This window comes from Kitasatospora sp. NPDC053308 (assembly GCF_055585785.1).
The window spans coordinates 208398-227731 of the sequence record NZ_JBVJJY010000003.1 but is presented as its reverse complement, the minus strand read 5'-3'; the positions used below and the strand labels follow the sequence as shown (position 1 = coordinate 227731).

Annotated in this window: 15 protein-coding genes and 1 pseudogene; 7 read left to right on the top strand and 9 right to left on the bottom strand. The window is 75.6% G+C overall.

Annotated features, from left to right (window positions below; genetic code table 11):
• Positions 1-75 precede the first annotated feature (75 nt).
• Positions 76-1233: an amidohydrolase gene (locus ACZ6Y7_RS09030; protein ID WP_465757191.1), complete on the top strand. Its 1158-nt coding sequence runs from the start codon at positions 76-78 to the stop codon at positions 1231-1233.
• A 181-nt stretch (positions 1234-1414) separates the two neighbouring features.
• Here ACZ6Y7_RS09030 and ACZ6Y7_RS09025 read toward each other — a convergent pair whose 3' ends face one another.
• The 7 genes and pseudogenes from ACZ6Y7_RS09025 to ACZ6Y7_RS08995 form a co-directional block, all read right to left on the bottom strand.
• Positions 1415-2170: an AMP-binding protein gene (locus ACZ6Y7_RS09025; protein WP_465757190.1), complete on the bottom strand. Its 756-nt coding sequence runs from the start codon at positions 2168-2170 to the stop codon at positions 1415-1417.
• Between the two features lie 56 nt (positions 2171-2226).
• Positions 2227-2460, bottom strand: coding sequence for a phosphopantetheine-binding protein (locus ACZ6Y7_RS09020; protein WP_465757189.1), 234 nt, complete (start codon positions 2458-2460; stop codon positions 2227-2229).
• 173 nt (positions 2461-2633) lie between these two features.
• Positions 2634-3251: pseudogene (locus tag ACZ6Y7_RS09015) on the bottom strand (isochorismatase family protein); the annotation flags it as partial.
• Positions 3252-3280: 29 nt separating this feature from the next.
• Positions 3281-4957 carry a (2,3-dihydroxybenzoyl)adenylate synthase gene (locus ACZ6Y7_RS09010; protein WP_465757188.1) on the bottom strand — a complete coding sequence of 559 codons (1677 nt, stop codon included), beginning with the start codon at positions 4955-4957 and terminating at the stop codon, positions 3281-3283.
• Entirely contained in the window at positions 4954-6165 is a 1212-nt protein-coding gene (gene dhbC, locus ACZ6Y7_RS09005) for an isochorismate synthase DhbC (protein WP_465757187.1), read from the bottom strand. Before dhbC ends, ACZ6Y7_RS09010 begins: the two co-directional genes overlap by 4 nt.
• Before the next feature lie 280 nt (positions 6166-6445).
• Positions 6446-7228, bottom strand: a complete 783-nt coding sequence (locus tag ACZ6Y7_RS09000; protein ID WP_465757186.1) for a 2,3-dihydro-2,3-dihydroxybenzoate dehydrogenase — start codon at positions 7226-7228, stop codon at positions 6446-6448.
• 1124 nt (positions 7229-8352) lie between these two features.
• On the bottom strand, positions 8353-9519 hold the full coding sequence (locus ACZ6Y7_RS08995) for a CapA family protein (RefSeq protein ID WP_465757185.1): 1167 nt from the start codon (positions 9517-9519) through the stop codon (positions 8353-8355).
• A 488-nt stretch (positions 9520-10007) separates the two neighbouring features.
• On the opposite strand from ACZ6Y7_RS08995, the gene ACZ6Y7_RS08990 reads away from it, so the two are divergent.
• From ACZ6Y7_RS08990 to ACZ6Y7_RS08975, 4 genes are all read left to right on the top strand, one after another.
• A complete protein-coding gene (locus ACZ6Y7_RS08990) occupies positions 10008-10772 on the top strand; it encodes a universal stress protein (protein ID WP_465757184.1) in 765 nt (254 codons plus the stop codon).
• Positions 10773-10915: 143 nt separating this feature from the next.
• Entirely contained in the window at positions 10916-12325 is a 1410-nt protein-coding gene (locus tag ACZ6Y7_RS08985) for a M48 family metalloprotease (protein ID WP_465757183.1), read from the top strand.
• Positions 12326-12368: 43 nt separating this feature from the next.
• Positions 12369-12791, top strand: coding sequence for a MarR family winged helix-turn-helix transcriptional regulator (locus tag ACZ6Y7_RS08980; RefSeq protein ID WP_402209714.1), 423 nt, complete (start codon positions 12369-12371; stop codon positions 12789-12791).
• A gap of 71 nt (positions 12792-12862) precedes the next feature.
• Positions 12863-14128: a PP2C family protein-serine/threonine phosphatase gene (locus ACZ6Y7_RS08975; RefSeq protein WP_465757182.1), complete on the top strand. Its 1266-nt coding sequence runs from the start codon at positions 12863-12865 to the stop codon at positions 14126-14128.
• Positions 14129-14231: 103 nt separating this feature from the next.
• Here ACZ6Y7_RS08975 and ACZ6Y7_RS08970 read toward each other — a convergent pair whose 3' ends face one another.
• Both ACZ6Y7_RS08970 and ACZ6Y7_RS08965 read right to left on the bottom strand, forming a co-directional pair.
• Positions 14232-15692: an ABC transporter substrate-binding protein gene (locus ACZ6Y7_RS08970; protein WP_465757181.1), complete on the bottom strand. Its 1461-nt coding sequence runs from the start codon at positions 15690-15692 to the stop codon at positions 14232-14234.
• Positions 15683-16291: an MTB12 C-terminal domain-containing protein gene (locus tag ACZ6Y7_RS08965; protein ID WP_465757180.1), complete on the bottom strand. Its 609-nt coding sequence runs from the start codon at positions 16289-16291 to the stop codon at positions 15683-15685. Before ACZ6Y7_RS08965 ends, ACZ6Y7_RS08970 begins: the two co-directional genes overlap by 10 nt.
• A gap of 105 nt (positions 16292-16396) precedes the next feature.
• Between ACZ6Y7_RS08965 and ACZ6Y7_RS08960 the strand changes: the two genes are divergently transcribed.
• Together ACZ6Y7_RS08960 and ACZ6Y7_RS08955 are read left to right on the top strand one after the other, a co-directional pair.
• The gene (locus ACZ6Y7_RS08960; RefSeq protein ID WP_465757179.1) at positions 16397-17074 is read left to right on the top strand and encodes a hypothetical protein; all 678 of its coding nucleotides are present in this window, start codon (positions 16397-16399) and stop codon (positions 17072-17074) included.
• A 6-nt stretch (positions 17075-17080) separates the two neighbouring features.
• Positions 17081-19162 carry a branched-chain amino acid ABC transporter permease gene (locus ACZ6Y7_RS08955; protein WP_465757178.1) on the top strand — a complete coding sequence of 694 codons (2082 nt, stop codon included), beginning with the start codon at positions 17081-17083 and terminating at the stop codon, positions 19160-19162.
• Positions 19163-19334: the final 172 nt, after the last annotated feature.

Sequence of the window (19334 nt, the reverse complement as noted above, 5' to 3'; positions counted from 1 at the left end):
AGCCTAACCTAACTTTATAGGATCTGGTCAACGGCCCAGGAAGGGCCCGGCCCTGACACCCCGGAGGCGCCAGCCATGCCCCTGTCCGCGACCAAGCAGGCCGTCCGCGACCGCGTCCACGCGCACCGCACGGACCTGCTCGCGCTCAGCCGCCGCATCCACGCCCACCCCGAGACCGCCTTCGAGGAGCACCGCGCGGCCGCCTGGTGCGCCGAACTGCTGCGGCAGCACGGCTACTCCGTCACCGCGCCCGCCCACGGCCTGGCCACCGCGTTCACCGCGACCCTCGGCAGCGGACCGGTCACCGTCGCCCTGGTCTGCGAGTACGACGCGCTGCCCGGCCTCGGACACGCCTGCGGGCACAACCTGATCGCCGCCGCCGGCCTCGGCGCGGCGCTCGGCCTCGCCCCCTACGCCGGCCGACTCGGGCTCACCGTACGGGTGATCGGTGCACCGGCCGAGGAGCGCGGGGCGGGCAAGGCACTGCTGCTGGACGCCGGAGCCTTCGACGGAGTGGACGCGGCGATGATGGTCCACCCCTGCCCGGTCGAGGTCGCCGACTTCCGCTCCTTCGCGCTCGGCACGCTGTCCGTCCGCTACACCGGGCGCGCCGCCCACCCGAGCCTCGACCCGCAGGAGGGCCGCAACGCCGCCGACGCGCTCACCGTCGCCCAGGTCGCGATCGGACTGCTGCGCCAGCAACTCCCGCCGCACTGGCGGGTGCACGGCATCACCACGACCGCCGGGACGGCACCGAACCGGATCCCCGACAGCGCGAGCGCCGAGTACGAGATCCGGGCCTCGGCGGCCGAGGACCTCAAGGAGCTGCGCACCCGGGTCGAGGACTGTTTCCGCGCCGGGGCGCTCGCCACCGGCTGCACGGTCGAACTGACCCGGCCGGAGCCGGACTACCTGGACATGCGCTCCGACCCCGGGCTGCTGGCCCTGTGGCGCGCCAACGCGGCGGCGCTCGGTCGGCCGGAGCCGGTCGAGCGCGAGCCGTTCGCCTGCACGGACATGGGGAACGTGTCGCACGCGGTGCCCTCGATCCATCCGGTCCTGGACATCACCGGCGGAGCCTGCGCCCCGCACGAAGCGGCGTTCGCCGAGGCGGCGCTGGGCGCGGAGGCGGAGCGTGCGGTACTGGACGGCGCGGTGGCGATGGCCTGGACGGCGGTGGACCTGGCGGCGGCGCGATCGGATGACGGCGCAAGGGTGAGCGCGGACGGGTGATCGCGGACGGGTGATCGCGGACGGGTGATCGCGGACGGATGGCGGCGAACAACTGACAGCCGACAGCTTTCAGCGAACAGATTTCAGATGACAGATTTCATCATCTGTTCGCTGAAAGCTGTCATCTGAATCCTGTTCGCCGCCCCTCCCTGCCAACCCGCCACCCGCTTCCCTCCGCCCGTCACCCGCCCGGCAGCGCCGCCGGAGCCACCCGCACCGCCGTCACGCCCAGCTCCCGGACCAGCGCCCCGACCTCACCCTCCCGCCGCGGGTCGGCGAGCACCACGGCGGCGCCGGTCCGCAGCGGCCAGAGGAACTCCCAGAGCGGCAGGCCCAGGTGCAGCACCCGGTCACCCGGGCCGAGCGGGTGCTCCGCCTGCAGTGCGCGCACCCGGCGGTCCGCCTCGGCATGGGTGAGCCGGACGGCCGTCGGGCGCCCGCCCGGGCCGTACCCGACGCAGAGCAGGTGCTGCGGGGTGAGCGCCCTCGGCGGGTCGGTGGGCAGCTCGCCGTCCGTCTCCGCGCCGGTGGGAGCCCCCGGCACGCCCTCCCCCAGCACGCACACCGGGGCGTTCTCGGCGAGCAGCCGCTCCCGCCGCCCGGGGGTGTCCGCCGGGTCCAGCGGCAGGTAGGCCGCCCCCGACTTCACCACCGCCAGCAGGGCCGTCAGCAGCTCGGCCGGATTCCGGAAGCCCGCAAGCCCGACCACCGTGCCGGGCCGGGCCCCGCGAGCGGCCAGGGCGCGCGCCAGGCGGTTGGCCGAGGCGTTCAACTCCCGGTAGTCGACGGTCTCCCGGCCCGCGAGGACCAGCGCCGGCGCGTCCGGGGTCCGTGCCGCCTGGGCCTCGACCGGCCCGATCAGGGTGGTCGCCGGATACGTCACCATGCGCCGGGGCAGCGGCGGCACCGCGCCCAGCGCGTCCGTCCGCGCCGGCACCGCAGCCCCCTCCCCCCGGTCGGCCCCGCGGACGGGCACCCGGGCGATCGCCGCCATCAGGCCGCGCCCAGCAGTTCGGCCCAGGCCTCCAGGGCCGGACGCTCCGCCAGCCGGACGAAGGACACCTCGGCGCCCTCCGCCCGCCAGCGCTCGGCGAGCGTCATCAGCCGGATGGAGTCCAGCCCCCAGTCGACCAGGTTCTCGTCCGGCGGGATGTCCGCCGGGTCCTCGCCGAGCAGGTCGGCGACCTCGGCCCGGATCCGCTCCACCGTGAAGCCCACGCCCGTCACTTCCCGTCCACCTCGTCCGTGTCCGTCGCCCCGCCGGAAGCCCCGCCGGAAGCCCCACCGGGAGCCCCGCCGGGAGCCCCGCCCGTCGGCCCTTCCCGGTCCGTCGGCCCGTCCCCGCCCATCGCTTCGCGTCCCCCCGTCGCCCCGGCCGCCGCCCCGCCGAGCGCCGCGCGCACCGCCGCCGTCGTGGTCACGACCCCGCAGCGTCCGGCCACCCAGGCCAGGGCCGCGCGGTGCTCCTCGGGCCCGAAGTCGGCGACCGCGTCGGCCACCACGAAGGCCTGGACGTCGCGCATCCAGGCGTCGCAGGCGGTGGCCTGCACGCCGATGTGCGCGTACACACCGGTGATCACCAGCTGGTCCCGGCCCTGCTCGCGCAGCAGCCGCTCCAGTTCGGTGCGCACGAAGGCGCTGTACTTCCACTTGGTCAGCAGCGTGTCGCCCGGGGCCGGCGCGACGGCGTCGGCGATCGCGGTGGCGTGCGGGTCGTCCGGGATGCCGGGGCCCCAGAAGTCCTGCTGCAGTCCGCGCTCGGCCGGGCTCTGGCCGCCCGGCTGCGCCGAGTACACGACCGGCACTCCGGCGGCGCCGGCCGCCTTGGCCAAACCGGCGACGTGGCCGAGGAGTTCGGGCACCGGGGCGGCCTCGGGGTCGAAGGCGCCCAGGAAGTGGTTCTGCAGGTCGTGCACCAGCAGGACGGCGCGCGCCGGGTCCACCGTCCAGGGGACCCGGTTGGCGGGCAGCTCCTCGGCGTCGGGCAGCGGGTAGGAGGGAATGCGGGGCAGGCCCACGGTGGTCGTTCCTTCGGTAGACGGATGGTTCAACTGGCCTTCACTGAGGCCTGGATGGCGGCGCGCAGGTCCTTCTTGCTGACCTTGCCGATGCCGGTGGCCGGGAAGGCCTCGACGAACTCGACCCGGTCCGGGACCTTGTAGTCGGCCAGCCCGCGCCGCCGCACGAACCGCTTCAACTCGACTCCCTTCGGGGGTCGTTCGCGGTGCTCGGCGCGGAGCACGACGTACGCGCAGGTCCGCTCGCCGAGGTACGGGTCGGGCATCGACACCACCGCCGCGTCGTGCACGGCGGGGTGCGCCAGCAGGTGGTTCTCGATCTCCTCGGCGGCGACCTTCTCGCCACCCCGGTTGATCTGGTCCTTGGCCCGCCCCTCGACCACCAGGTGGCCGGTCGGGGTCCGCCGGACCAGGTCCCCGGTGCGGTAGAAGCCGTCCGCCGTGAAGGAGTCGGCGTTGTGCTCAGGGGCGTTCCAGTAGCCGCGGATGGTGTACGGGCCGCGGGTGAGCAGGTGGCCGGTGGTGCCGTCGGGCAGGTCGCGGTCCAGGTCGTCGACCACCCGGACCTCGTCGTCCGGGGAGATCGGACGGCCCTGGGTGGTGGTGATCAGGTCCTCCGGGTCGTCCAGCCGGGTGTAGTTGACCAGGCCCTCGGCCATCCCGAACACCTGCTGGAGGGTGCAGCCCAGCACCGGCCGCACCCGGCGGGCCGCTTCCGCGCTGAACTTGGCGCCGCCCACCAGCAGCACCCGCAGGCTCTCGTAGCCGGTGGCGCCGCGCTCGGCGGCGTCCAGCCAGAGCAGCGCGAGCGGCGGCACCAGTCCGGTGATGGTCACGCCTTCCCGCTCGATCAGCGGGAAGGCGGTCTCCGGGCCGGGCTGCGGGCAGAGCACCACCCGGCCGCCCGCGTACAGCGTGCCGAGCGAACCCGGCGAGCTGAGGGGGAAGTTGTGGGCGGCGGGCAGCACGCACAGGTACACGCCGTCCGCGTCCAGCCCGCACAGCTCGACCGAGCCGCGTAGCGAGTAGATGTAGTCGTCGTGGGTGCGCGGGATCAGCTTCGGCACGCCGGTGCTGCCGCCCGAGAGCTGCAGGAAGGCGACGTCCCCGGGCCCGGGTTCGCGCGCGGGCCCGGGCCCGTCGCAGGGCACGTCCGCCAGCCGGACGTGCTCGCCCGGGTCCTCGCCGGCCACCAGCACCAACCGCAGTCCGGGGTTCTCCGCCCGGACCCGGGAGGCGAGTTCGCGGTGGTCGAAGCCGCCTTCGACGCCCGGTACGACGTACGCCGCCGCGCCCGTGAAGGAGCAGAAGTGGCCGATCTCGGTGTACCGGTGCGCGGGCAGCGCGAAGACCGGCAGCGCGCCGATCCGGAACAGCGCGAAGACCACCTCGAAGAACTCGGCGGCGTTCGGCAGTTGGACGACCACGCGGTCCCCGGCGGCGATCCCCCGAGCGAGCAGTCCGGCGGCCATCCGGTCGGCCCGGCGGTCCAGTTCGGCGTACGTCCAGCGTCGTTCCGTCGCGGCCACCGAGTGGCCGCCGGGGTCGACGACGGCGATCCGCTCGCCGTGCGCGGCGGCGCGCTCGCGCAGCATCCGCCCGAAGGTCTCGCCGCGCCAGTACCCGGCGGCCCGGTAGCGCTCGGCGAACTCGGCGGGGTACGGGGTGAACCCGTCCGGGAGCGTCCGGGGGGCGGGCGCCGTCACCGGGACACCCCCGCCGCGTCCAGGAACGTACGGAACTTGGCGCTGGTCTCGGCGAGTTCGTCCGCCGGTCGGGACCGGTCGACCACGCCCGCACCCGCGTACACCCGCAGGGTCCGCCCGTCCGCCTCCGCGCATCTGATGGTGACCACCCACTCGCCGTCGCCGGACGCGTCGCCCCAGCCGACCATCCCGGTGTACAGGCCCCGGTCGAAGGGCTCGACCTCGTCGATCACCCGGCGCGCCACGTCCGTCGGAGTGCCGCAGACGGCCGGTGTCGGGTGCAGCGCGCAGGCCAGCTCCAGGGCGGAGACGGCCGGGTCGGCCAGCTCGCCGCCGATCGTGGTGGCCAGGTGCCACATCGCCGCCGTCCGGACCAGGGTGGGCCGTTCGGGCACCTCCAGAGTGCGGCAGTACGGCGCCAGCGCCGCGCGGACGGCGTCCACCACGACGGCGTGCTCGTGCAGGTCCTTGGGCGACTCCAGCAGCGCGGCGGCGCGACGGACGTCCTCGCCCAGGTCCTCGCTGCGCGGCACCGAGCCGGCCAGCGGGTTGGCCAGCACGGCCGTTCCCCGCCGGGAGAGCAGGAGTTCGGGGCTCGCCCCGATCAGGGTGCGACCGCCGCCCGCCGGGACGGCGAAGCTGTAGCCGCCCGGATCCCGGCGGGCCAGCCGCTGCAGGACGGCGGGCAGGTCGAGCGGTTCGGCGGCGGTCAGCTCGAGCGTCCGGGCCAGCACCACCTTGCTCAACTCCCCACCCCGCAGCCGTTCGACGGCCGCCGCGACACCGGCGCCGTACGCCTGCGGCTCGGGCACCTGCCGGATCCGCCAGTCGATCCGCTCGGCCGGCGGCGCGGGCAGCGCGATCAGCGGATCGTCGCGCAGCGCCCCGGCCGCCCTGACCCGCTCCGGCACGGCGAGCTCGACCCGGCCGTCCCGGTCGAAGGCCACCGCACCGACCACCAGCGGCCGTTCGACCCCGGCGGCGTCGGCCGCGGCCAGCGCCTCGGCGACCCGTACGGGCAGCGGCCGCCCGTCCTGCAGCACCCGGGCGCGCACGCCGGAGGTGAGCAGGGTGCGGGTCGGCGAGGCGAAGAAGGTCTCGTCGGCGGCGGCCCGGTACTGGCCGAGCAGTCCGCTGGCCGCGCCGATGACGGCGTGGTCGGGGCCGCCCGCAGTGGGGGCCGCCGGGGCGTGGTGCACCGTGGTCACGGTGGATTCTCCAGTCTGGGACGGGTCTACGGGGGCGCCGGTCTACGGCGGGGAGGCGGACGGCGGATGCGCGGGTCCGCCGCCGGCCCGAAACGGAGCGCGAACGGGAGGCTCAGCACGTCAGAGGGCTCAGCGACTCAGGGGGCTCAGCGACTCACAAGCTCAGCGACTCACAAGCTCAGCGGCTCACAAGCTCAGGGGCTCGTGGGACTCAAGGGCCTCAGAGGCTCAAGGAGGCTCAACGGCAATCGAGGAGGTTGGACAGGACTCAGGCGGCGGATCAGGCGCGCAGCGTCGCGCCGCCGTCGACGTAGAGGTCGTGCATGGTGATGTGCCGTGCGCGCTCGGAGGCCAGGAACACCACGGCCTCCGCGACGTCGGCGGGCGCGGCGATCCGCCCGAGCGGGATGCCGACCCGCCAGGCGGCCAAGTCGCCGTCGATCACCCGCTGTTCGGCCGCCGCGGTGTCCTCGCCCCACAAGGCGCGCTGCATCGCGGTGTCGGTCGATCCGGGTGACACCACGTTGCACCGCACCCCGGAGCGCGCCAACTCCAGTCCCAGGCAGCGGGTGAACATGGTGGCCGCCGCCTTGGACGCCGCGTACGCGGCCATTCCGGCCCGCGGCACCCCCGCTGCGTTGGATCCGACGGTCACGACGGACCCGCGTCCGCGCCGGGCCATCCGCCGCCCGACCGCGCGACTGACGTGGAACACCCCGGTGGCGTTGACGGCGAAGGTGTCCGCCCAGTCGGCGTCGGTGAGTTCGGCGACCGGTGCGGTGCGCAGGATGCCCGCGACGTTCGCGAGCACGGCGATCGGACCGAGCTGTCGCTCGATCAACTCGATGACCGAGTCCACCGCTTGGCCGTCGGACACGTCCAGCACGTACGGCCGGACGGCCGGGAGCTCCGCCACCAGCGCGTCCAGCGAACCGGCATGACGGTCCACCGCCGCGACGACGGCCCCCTCGGCCGCCAGCGCCCGGACGACGGCCGCGCCGATGCCCTGCCCGGCCCCTGTGACCACCGCGACGGCACCGGCGAACTCGGACTGCTGCTGCACAGGACATCCCCTCCGACCAGCAAGATTAGGTAAGGCTAACCTAACACAGCTGTTCGCCTACGCCGAGAGCCTGTGCGAGCGTGCGGGTTCGGACATCCTGCGGCCGGCGCGCACCCACGAGACGGGGCGATCCGTCGCACCGCCCCCGCCGACCTCCACGCCTGCGCCCTTCCGACGCGTCGGCTACCCGCGACCGCAGCCGCCCGCGTCACCCGCGCCACCTGCGTCACCTGCGTCACCCGCGTAACCTGCGTCACCCGCCCGCAGGACGGCGTCCGCGAACAGCTCGCTCGTCAAGTCCCGACCGTGGAGGCCGAATTCGTCCATCGCCGCGCGCACCGCGGCGAGTGCCGGTGCCAGGTCGGCGGTGTCCTGGGCCGCCGCCTCCACCTCCAGGAACACCCCGCGAGCTGCGGCACCCGGACGAGTGTGGCGAGGAAGCGGCGGCCGTTCCGCCCCAGGCGTAGCTGCGGCAGTGTGTGCGGTAGGCGAGCCGGGCGCGGTACCCGAGGCCGCGGAGGATGGGGTGGGCGGCCTCGGTGCTCGCGACGGCGGTCTCGTGCTCGCGCTTGGAGCCGGAGGCGTCGTCGACGCGGGGGGGCCTTGTGGGTGAGCAGGGTACGGCGGGCGCCGTCGTGGGAGGTGATCCGCGGATGCGCAGTCCGCGGTCGCCGCCGAGGAGGCTGCCGTCGGGCAGGTCGTCGTAGGTGTCGCGGTAGACCTCGGGCCGACCGGGGCCGTGGGCGGCTTCCGGCCGGCGCAGCAGGGCGCCGGGGTCGCGGACCCGCGCCGTGAGTTCCGCCTCGATCGTCGCGCCGCCTCCACCCGTGTCGGCCCGAACGCGCGGCGGGGACTCCGGCTGCGCCAGGCGGTGGTGGCTCCGGTCGAACCTTCGCGACCTTCCGCGTCAAGGTGCCCGGCCCCGCGCCGCAGCGGCGCGGGGCGCGAGCCGATCGGCCATCAGGTGCTCACGCTCCTCCGCGCGACGGCACCGCCCCTCGGCGCGAAAGAGCCGCGGCTCGGCGCGAGGGAGCCGCGGCTCGGCGCGAGGGAGCCGCGGCTCGGCGCGAGGGAGCCGGGGCTCGGCGCGGGGGAGCCGGGGCTCGGTGCAGGGGAGCCGGGGCTCAGTGCGACGGGGACGGAGCCGGGGCCGGGGCCTGCGGCGCCGGCGAGAGTCCCGTGCAGCCCCGCAGTCCGTCGCGGCGTTTGAGCGCGGCCTCGGCGGCGGCGCCGCTGACCGGCTCCGGGATGCCCTTGTCGTCGATGGTCGCCGGGGCGAAGGACTCGCCCGTCACCTTGCCGTCGCCGGTGAGCGTGAGGGTGGTGACGCCGGTCTCGTTGGAGTTCGCGTAGTTGGAAGTGCCGTACCAGAGGAAGTTGCCGAAGCCGTAGCCGACGTAGGTGTTGCCGAGCATGCCGGAGCCGACCATGGTGTGCGCGTGGGTGCCGACCACGGCGGTGGCGCCGGCGGTGGCCAGCTTCTTGGCGACGGCGGTCTGCGCCGAGGTCGGGCAGGCCTTGCCCTCCTCGCCCCAGTGCAGGTAGACGAGCACCACCGGGGCCTGCTGCTTGGCCGCCTCCACCGCCTTGACCAGCGCCGGGACGTCCAGGGCGGAGGCGATGCCCGGCTTGTTCGCGCCGGCCCGCCACTTCTGGTTGGTGATGTCCTCGACCTGGCTGGCGGCGACCACCGCGACCTTCACCCCGCGCACGGTGGTGACGTACGGGGCGTACGCCTCTTTGGCGTTGCGGCCCACGCCGACCACCGGGATCGGGGAGGAGTCCTTGGCGGCGAGGGTGTCGGCCAAGCCGTCGGCGCCGAAGTCCACGGCGTGGTTGTTGGCCATCGAGACGACGTCGACGCCCGAGTCCTTGAGCACCGAGAGCGCCTTGGGCGAGGTGCGGAAGGTGTAGGTCTTGGGCTCCGGGGCGCCGCGCCCGGTGATCGCGGTCTCCAGGTTGAGGACGGACAGGTCGGCGTCGGCCAGGGTGCGGGAGATCGGGCCGAGCGCCGGCTCGGGCGGCTGGACGGCCAGCCGGGCCTCGGTGCGGCCCTCGAAGTGGACGTCCCCGGCGAAGGCGACGGTGATGGTGCCGTCGGGCCGCGGTGCGGCGTTCTTGCTCGGGGCCGCGCCGGCCTGGGCGGCGCCGGAGGACGGTGCGCCCGGGGTCGGGTCGGCGGACTTCGGGGCGGCGGCACCGGCCGGGGCCGGTTCGGGGTCGTCCGGCCCGCAGGCGGCGACGGCGGTCAGCCCGACGAACAGCGCGACGGCGGCCGCGGCACGGCGCATGAGTGGTTCCCCCCGAGGACGAAGCAAGAGCGGTCAGCCTACGCCACCGAATCACCACCGTTTGAGCCCGGACCCGCAACGTTCCGGCCACAAAAGGGCACCGGCGGATCGACTCCTGGCCCGCACGTCCCCATCGCCCCGCCCGTCCGGGCCATGGCGTCCCTGGCGCCGGGGCGGGGAGGGCGCGCAGCGTGGTGGTACGGGAGGTGCGGTCGTGCGCACGGGGAACCGTCCCGCGCCGAGGGACGCGGTCCCGCGCCGGAGGTCCGCAGGCCCGGGAGGACCGGAGGTGTGACGTGATGAGCAGCAACGCGGGCGGCCGGCCGGTCGACGGGCCGGGCGGGGAACCGGGAGGGGCGCCACGCGGGTCGCCGGGTGGTGGCGGGCCCTCCCCCGCCCCGGAACGCCGCTCCCCTGAAGGCAGCGCCGCGGAACGCAGAGCCCTGGAACGCGGCGCTCCGGAAGGCGCTGCTCCGGAACACCGGATCGTGGTCGGCATCGACGGCTCGGGCCCGTCCGAGGCCGCCCTGCGCTGGGCGGTCGGACAGGCAGCCCTGACCGGGGCGACGGTGCACGCGGTGGCGGCCTGGGAGTACCCGTCGCTGTACGGCTGGTTCGCACCGATGGTGGACGACGGTTTCGAGCGGACCGCCCGCCGCACGCTGAGCGCGGAGGTCAACGAGGTCCTCGGCCCGGAGTGCCGGGTGGAGGTCCGGGAGAGCCTGGTGCTCGGTCACGCCGCCGAGGTGCTGTTGGAGGCGGCCGAGGGCGCCGACCTGCTGGTGCTCGGCAGTCGCGGCCGCGGCACTTTCGCCCGCACACTGCTCGGCTCGGTCAGCGCCCGCTGCGCGGTGCACGGGAGCTGCCCGGTGGTGATCGTCCGCGCGGACGGGTCGGCCACCGTGCCGCCGGGGCGGGAGGAGACGGCGGACGCCTCGGCGCCGACGACGGCGGATGCCCCGGCGCCCGCACCGGCGGCCGGGCGGGGCGAGGCGGCGAAGGGGGCCGTCCGCACCAAGGACTGGCAGCTCAGCCTGCACGTGGTCGAGGACCGCGACACCACCCGGGTGCACGCCGTCCTGGACGCGGACGGCACCCTGCTGCACAGCGACGCCCGCTCCCGCCGCAACCCGCGCGACACTCCGGCCCCGCAGGTCGGCGACGAGTTCGCGGTCGGCCGGGCCCTGGTGGACCTCGGCCACCAGCTGCTGCGCGCCGGTGTCCACGGCGCCACCGGCCCCACGGAGGAGTGAACGACCCCGCCCGGGACGGGGCAGGGCACGCAGGAGTGAGCGGCTCCCCGCGGAGGAGTGCGCACCGCCCGCCCGGGTACGCCATGCTGAACCGCCGCACCCGCCCGGAAGAGCCGCCCGACCGGAGGACCCTCATCCCGCCCATGGACACCACCCCGGACCCCCGGCCCGCCCCCGAGCCGAGCCGCGCCCCGGCCGCCGGTCCCACCGCCGAGCCGACCGCCGGACCGGCCGTCGGACCGGCCGTCGGACCGGCCGCCGACCCGACGCCCGGCTCCGTCTCCGCACCCACCCCCGGTCCCGCCCCCGGTCCCACCCCCGACCCCGCCCCCGACTTCACCCCCGCCGAGCGCGCCCGGGGCCGCGAGCTGCGCCGCGCCCAGCTGCCCTGGGCGCTGGGCGGTCGGCTGGCGGGTCTGGCGCTGACCCTGGTGCTCGGCCTCACCCCGGCGGGCGCCGCCCTGGTCACCGCCACCGGCAGCCTGCTCGGCGGCTCCCGCACCGCCGACGTCCTGGGCGGCGCGGCGGCCCTGGTGGTCCTCGGCCAGGTGCTGCAGCTGCCGTTCGGGGCCGGGGTGCGGACCGTCCGGGCCCGGTTCGGGCTGGTGACGCAGGGCTGGGCCGGGTGGGCGCTGGACGCCCTGCGCGGCCTCGCGCTGACCCTCGTCCTCGTCCTCCCGCTCGCCCTCGGGCTGTTCGCCCTGACCGCCCGGTCGCCGCAGCACTGGTGGCTGCCGGCGGCGGGCGCGGCGGCGCTGCTCACGGTCGCGCTCTCCTTCCTCCACCCGCTGCTGATCGAGCCGGTGTTCAACCGCTTCACCCCGATGGAGCCGGGCCCGCTGCGCGGCGCGCTGTCGGAGCTGGCCGAGCGGGACGGCGTCCGGGTGCGGGACGTCCTGGTGGCGGACGCCTCCCGCCGCACGACGGCGCTAAGCGCGTACGTCTCCGGGTTCGGCGCGACCCGCCGGATCGTCGCGTACGACACGCTGCTGACCACGGCCGAGCCGCGCGAGGTGAAGCTGGTGGTCGCGCACGAGCTGGGCCACGTGAAGCACCGGGACGTGCCGGTCGGTACGGCGCTGGGCGCGGCCGGGGCGGCCGTCGCGGTGGCCGTGCTCGGTGTGTTGAGCACCTGGCGGCCGCTGCTGGAGGCCGCCGGGGCGACGGACGCGGCGGACCCCCGGGCGCTGCCGCTGCTGGCGGCGCTCGCGGCGCTGCTGGGTGCGGTGTCGGGGCCGGCCCAGTGCGCGGTGAGCCGCCGGGTCGAGGCCCGGGCGGACCGGCACGCACTCGAACTGACGGGTGACGCCGAGCAGTTCGTGGCCATGCAGCGCAGACTTGCCCTGGCGAACGTGTCCGATGTCGACCCGCCGAGGCTGCTTGAGCTACTGTTCGCCACTCACCCGAGTGCGACCCGCCGGATCGCCGCCGCGCGGCTCTGGCAGGCCGACCGGACCGCACAGGCCACCCCGACCGAGCGGGCCACCCGGACCGAGCGGGACCCGAGCGGCACCGGGGCCACCGGGCCCGGAGCAGCGCGGGACTCCGAGTGAATCCGTTGTATAGTGCAACAAATATCGAGGAGGTAGGAACGCCGTGCCCGGCCGCCAGTCGTCCATCGACACCATCCAGCGCGAGCTGACCGCCTTCGCCCGCCGCGCCCGGCACAAGGCCTCCCAGCTGCACCCCGACCTCTCCCTGGTCACGTACAGCATCCTCGACCTGATCACCGAGCGCGGCGGCTGCCGGGCCGCCGACGTGGCCGCGCACTTCATGCTCGACAAGTCCACCGTCAGCCGCCAGGTCACCGCCCTGGAGAAGCTCGGGCTGCTGGCCCGCGAGGCCGATCCGGACGACCAGCGCGGCCAGATCCTGCGGGCCACCGAGGCCGGACTGACCCTGCTGAGGGACGCCAACGAACAGCGTCGGCTGGCCTTCACCGCGCGCTTCACCGACTGGTCCGACGAGGACGTCGCCCGCTTCGCCGCCTACCTGGCCCGCTACGGCGAAGAGGGCTGACCCGGACGGACCACCCGCCGGGGCCCGGTCTCGGGGTGCGCCCCGCCGCCACCACGGTGTACAGAGGAGAGGTGCCCCTCCGGCAGCGTCCCGATGCGCCGCACCCGCCGCACCCGCCGCATCCCCCCGGCCGCCGCCGCGCCTGGCGACCCGACAGCCGGGTGCTGACGGCGCTGACGCTCGCGCTGATCGTGCTGATCACCGTGATCGACATCCTGACCCCGCCCGACGTCCATCTCGGCCCGCTGCTGATCGTCGCCCCCGCGCTCACCGCCTCCTTCGCCGGGCCCCGGGCCACCGCCGCCGTCGCCCTGATCGCGTTCGCCGCGCTGGCGGTCATCGGCGCCGTCCGCGACAGCCTGACCAGCGCCAACATCGAGAGCCAGCTGAGCGCGCAGTTCGTCGTCTCCGTGCTGATCATCGGCCTGCGGGTGCTGCGCGAGCGGCACGAACGCGAGCTGGCCCGGGTCCGCTCGGTGTCCGAGGCCGCCCAGCGGGTCCTGCTGCGCCCGCTGCCGGAGCAGATCGGTCCGCTGCACCTGGCCTCGGTCTACCTGGCCGCCGAGGCCGAGGCCCAGGTCGGCGGCGACCTGTACGCGGCCGCCCGCACCGCCACCGGCACCCGGCTGCTGGTCGGGGACGTGCGCGGCAAGGGCCTGTCCTCACTGGGCGACGCGGCCCTGCTGCTCGGGGCCTTCCGCGCCGCCGCCCACCTGCACGCCGAGCTGCCCGACCTGGCCGCCTACCTGGACGGCAGTGTCAGCTGGGACCTCGCCCAGCTCGCCGAGCAGTCCCGGCAGGCGCGGCAGTCCCGGCTGCCCGGACTTCCGGGCCTCCCCGGGCTCTCCGGCCTCTCCGGGCCGTCCCCGCTGGCCATGCCCCGCGACCCGCCCGAGGAGGTGCCCGAGGAGACCGGCGAGGCCGGGGAGTCCTTCATCACCGCCGTGCTGCTCGACATCCCCGACGACGGCTCGCCGGTGCGCCTGATCGACTGCGGCCACCCGCCCCCGCTGCTGCTGCGCCCCGAGGGCATCACCACCCTGGCCGCACCCCACCCCGCCCCTCCCCTGGGCCTCGGCGAACTCGCACCGGTGCGGTACGTGGTGGAGACCTTCCCGTTCCGCCCCGGCGACCGGCTGCTGATCTACACCGACGGCGTGATCGAGGCCCGGGACGCCCAGCGCCGCTTCTACCCGCTCACCGAACGCGTCACCGCGTGGCGCGCCGACCGCCCCGCCGCCCTGCTGGACCGCCTGCGCCACGACCTGCTCGCCCACGTCGGCGGCCGGCTGGACGACGACGCGGCGATGGTCCTGGTCGAACGGCTCCCGGAGTGACGGCCCCGGCTCCGGGTCGGACGGCCGGGGCAATGTACGGACGGGGCCCGTACCGCCAGGCGTCGTACGGCCGGGGGTCGTGCGGCTACGGCCCGGACGGCGGCTACGGCTTGTACGGAAGCTGCGGCACGTCGAAGCAGTTCGTCGTCATCGACGGCACCTGGGTGACCCAGCCGCCCTTGCCGCCCTGTGCCGAGTCCTGCCAGCGGGCGGCGTTCAGGCAGGCACGGGTCGGCCCGCTCGGCGGCGGCTGCGGGACGAAGGAGGCGGGCAGGATCAGGCCGTGCGCGTCGTAGGGCTCGGCCCGGTTCATGAACGCCTCGACGCAGGAACGGGTCGGCGCGGTGCCGCAGGAGTCCAGCGCGTCGGTCAGCCACTGCGCTCCCGCCCAGCCCTCCAGCTCCCAGGCGGACAGCAGCCCGGCCCGGTCCGGGTAGTAACGGGCCATCGCGGTCCGGAAGTCGCGCACCGCCGGGTACTGCTCGTCCTCGTAGTTCAGGCTCGACGAGGTCGCCCAGAGCGCGTTGCGGCAGTTCGGCGAGGACTGGTAGTCGCCGCGCACCGACTCCGACCAGTTCTGCACGTTGGTCACCTTCGCCGCGACCGTCACCCCGGACTCGTCCAGCGCCCGGCAGAGCGCCGCGTTGCCCCGGGTGTCCATGGCGTCGAACAGCAGCTGCGAGCCGTCGGCGCGCACGGCCGCGGCCACCGCCTGGAAGTTCGGCAGCGCGAAGTCCACCGTCTGGAGCAGCACCCGGTAGCCCTCCGCCTCCAGCCCGGACTTCAGCTGTCCGGCGTAGCGGGCCGAGTCGGCCTGGTTGTACGCGACCACGGCGGCGCTGGTCGCGCCCAGGCGCTGCTTGAAGAAGCGGAACACCTCGGTGCTCTGGTACAGCGTCCCGTTCCAGCCGACGGACCGGCCGTCGCGCGGGGCGCCGCTGCCGTAGATCCCGTACAGGTGCGGCCAGCGGTCGTAGGCCGTGCCGATCGGCTGGCCGCCGACGTCCGGCACCGCCTTGCCGCTCACGTACGGGGCGCCCGCGTAGTCGAGGACGCTGCCGCTGACGAAGGCGAACACGTGCGCCTGGTCGGTCAGCCGGTGCACGCAGTCCTGGTTGCCGACGCCGCTTCCGCCGTCGTCGCAGGTCACCACCCGGATGGTGCGCCCGTGCAGGCCGCCGCGGTCGTTCAGGGCCTGGAAGAAGGCCTGGGCGCCGTACCGGGGGCCGCTGAACACCTCGCTGCCGACCGGGCTGGTGAGGGAGGTGACGATGCCGATCCTGATCTCGTCGGGGGTCACACCGGTGTCGGAGGCGGGGTTGGTGCTCCCGGTAGTACCGGTGCTTCCGGTGGTGCCGCTGGTGCCGGTGGTTCCGCTGGTGCCGGTCGTTCCGGGGGTGCGGGTGGCGCGGGCGGTGAAGACGCCGTCGGGCAGCCGGGTGCCGCAGCCGGCCAGCGGCGCCAGGGGCAGGAGGACGGCGAGCACCGCCGCCACGACGCGGCCGGGCCGCCGCCGCGCGAACGCGACGACGGCCCGGCTCCGCGGGGCGGCGGTCAGCTGCATCCGGGGATCGGGGTGCCGCTGGCGCCACCGGCCTGGGTCAGCAGACCGCACAGGGTCGAGCGGGACACCTTCCAGGTGCCGTTCTCCAGGACGGACTGGCCCGACGCGCTCGGCTCGACCACGGTTCCCTGGAGCGACAGCGAGTAGGTGACGGTCGCGTCGGAGGCGTCCGTGAACGCGACGTCGGAGACCTTCGCCTGCACCTGGCCGACCCGCGGGTCCTGCGAGAAGCCCTGCAGCACCGGGAGCAGCATGTCGCCGCCCTGGAGCAACTTGGCCTTGTCGGGGATCGGGGTGTCGGGAGCGAAGAACTTCTCCCAGTTGGCGGTGATCTCGGCCTTGGCGGCCACCGGGTCGGCGGGGGCGGTGCCGGTGGCAGTCGCCCCGGCGGTCGCGCTGGGGCTGCCGGTCGCGCCGGCGGTCGGGCTGGCACTGGCACTGGCGCTGGCGCTCGGGCTCGCCGGGGAGGAGGTCGAGGAGCTGGACTTGCTGCTGCTGCACGCGGCCGCCGTGCCCGCCAGTACCAGGACGAGCAGCGCGCTCGCCGTCCGCAGGGCCCGGCGTCCGCCCGTGGGGGTGCCGCTTCGCGTCACGTGCATGGTGTTCCCTCTCGACTGCGCCGCCGGGGCCGGTCGCACGGTGTCCCGGATGCTGTTCCAGGCCGATCCTGGAAACGTCTCAAGTGACACCATGAAGGCGGATCCATGGACGAATCGCAATCCGACCGGGAAATCACCCGTAACGCCCCACGGCGTTCCTCCGTCCGGGGCGGTGCGGTCCGCGGTGCGCTGCGGGGCGGCGCGTTCCGGAGCGATGCGGCCCGGGGCGGTGCGGCTCGTGCTGGGCGGGAGTGGGCCGGCTGGCTGCTCGTCGCCGTCGGGGCGGTGCTGAGTGTGCTCGGCTGGTACGGGGTCTCCGGAGAGCGCTTCGTCGAGCAGCAGATCCCCTATCTGGCCTCCTCCACCGTCCCGGGTGCGGCACTGATCGTGGCCGGGGCCCTCCTGGTCGCCCTCCGGCCACCGTCCCCGCCGGTGCGCCCGGACCTGACGGACCAGCGGGTGCAGCGGCTGTACACGCTGCTGGTCGAACCGGAGGAGGAGCCGACGGCGGAGCCGCCCGGGGAGCCGACGGAGGCCGACCCGGGCGCCCCGGAGCCGGGCGGCCCGCGGACGGAGGGGTGGCTGGCCGTCCCCGAGGGCACCCGCTACCACCGCCCGGACTGCCCGCTGATCACCGGCAAGGCCCGGGCCGGCCCGGTGGACGCGGACACCGTCCGGGCCCGGGGCCTGACACCCTGCCCGCTCTGCTCGCCGCCCTCGCCGCCCCCGGCGGGGCCCTCCCCCGCCACCCGTCCGGGCGAACCCGCCCCGCCCACCGGCTGACCGCCCGTGCCCGCCGCAACCCTGCTCACCACAGCGCCGCTCACCGCAGCGCCGCCCAGCGCCGCGCCCGACTCCGTCGGCCTCACCGTGGACCTCGCCCTCGCCGGGCTCACCGTCGGCGGCGCCGCCGCGCTGAGCGGCATCGGCCTGGTGGTCTGCCACCGCGCCACCGGGGTGCTCAACATCGCCCAGGGCGCCCAGGCCATGGCCGTCGCCTACCTGCTGCGCGACCTCGTGGTGGTCCGGCACTGGCCGGTCTGGCCCGCCGTCGCCTGCTGCCTGCTGGTCGTCGCCCCCGCGCTGGGCGTGCTGCTCGACGTCCTGGTCTACCGCCCGCTGCAACGGCGCGGCGCCGGACCGGCCGAGACCATGGTCGCCGGGCTCGGCGTGTTCGTGCTGCTCATCGGGGTGACCGTGCTGCTGTGGGGCACGGCGCCGCTGGCCGGCGCGCCCTCCCCGCTCGGCGGCGCCGCGATCCACCTGCCCGGCGGACACCGGCTGCGGCCCGACACCGTCGCCCAGCTCGCCGCCGTCCTGGTCCTCGGCCTCACCGTCCTCGCCACCACCCGGTGGACCGGCTTCGGCCTCCGGCTGCGCGCCGTCGTCGACGACCGACGCCTCGCCGCCCTCAGCGGGGTCGACGCCGACCGGGTCTCCGCCGCCGGCTGGGCCTTCGGCACCTTCACCGCGGGCCTCGTCGGCATCGCCCTCGCCCCCTACCTGCTGCTCGATCCGTACGGGCTGCCGCTGCTGGTGATGGAGACCATGGCGGTCGCGGTCGCCGCCCGGCTGCGCAGCATCCCGGTCGCCGTCGTCACCGCACTCGCCCTCGGCATCGCGCAGGCCGAACTCACCCGGCTGCGTCCGTCCGGGCAGCTGCTGCCGCTGGTCGAGGCGGTGCAGTCCAACCTGTTCGTGGTCGCGCTGCTGGCCACCGCGCTGCTGGCGGGGCCCCGCATCGGCGGGGGCCGCTCCGAGGCCGCGCCGCTGGCCGTCGGCCGTACGCGAGGCGTCGGCCGTGCGCGAGGCGCCGGACGTGCGGGGGGTGGGCGCCATCCGGCGACGGGGGGACGTCCGCGGGGTGGGGGCGGACGACTGGCCGGGGCGGTCTGCCTGGTGCTGCTCCTGCTGCCGCTCGGCTTCCGGGGCAACGACCTGCGCGACGCCCTGCTCGTCCCCGCGCTGGCGCTCGTCCTGCTCTCGATCGTCGTGGTCACCGGCTACGGCGGGCAGATCTCGCTCGGCCAGGCCGGGTACGCGGGCCTCGGTGCGCTCGGCACCGCGCTGCTGATGTCCGGCCGCGTCCCCGGGCTGCCCCCGCTGCCCGCCGCACCCGCGCTGCTGATCGCCGTCCTCGTCACCGCCCCGCTCGGCCTGCTCACCGGGTGGCCCGCGATCCGCCGCCGCGGGCTCGCCCTCGCCCTGGTCACCTTCGCGGTGGGGACGGCGATGAGCCGCTTCGTCTTCCAGCAGCCGTACGCCACCACCGGGCTCCTCCTGGACCGCCCGGGTTTCCTGGCCGGCGACCGCGCCTTCTACCTCGCCGAACTGCTACTCCTCGGCCTCGGCCTGCTCGCGGTCCGCGCCCTGCACCGGGGCCGCCTCGGCCGCGCCCTGACGGCCATGCGGGACCACGAACCGGGCGCGGTCGCGGCGGGGGTGGACGTCCCGGGCCTCAAGCTCTTCGCCTTCGTCGCGGGTGCGGCCCTGGCCGCCCTCGGCGGCGGGCTGATGGGCCTCGCCGGTCGCGCCTTCGACCCCGCCGCCTTCGATCCGGTCCGCGGCCTCCTCTGGTTCGCCGCCGTGGTCGTCGCCGGTGCCGACAGCGCCCTCGCCGCCGTCCTGGCCGCGGCCCTCCTGATCGGCCTCGACGCGGGCACCGTCGCCGGGGTCTCCGCGGTCGCCGTCGGTGTCCTCGCCGCCGCCATCGGCCGTCTCCCCGGGGGCCTCGCCGCCCTCCGCGCCCCCCGCCCCGGCCCTCCCCCGCCGCTCCCACCGCTCGCACCCTCGCGCCTCAGCCCGACGGGGCTCCGGGTCCGGGCGGTGGTCGCGGCGCGACTGGAGAGAGAGGACGGGGCGTCGTCATGAGCAACTCTCATGGCAGGACACCGACCGGCGGGTGGGGCGTCATGAGTGACGCTCATGGCCCTGCGGGCGACAACCCACATGAGCAACTCTCATGGCGGCCCACCGGTCGCCGGGCGCAGATCCATGAGCAACTCTCATCGCCCTCCCATGAGCGACTCTCATCACCGCCTCG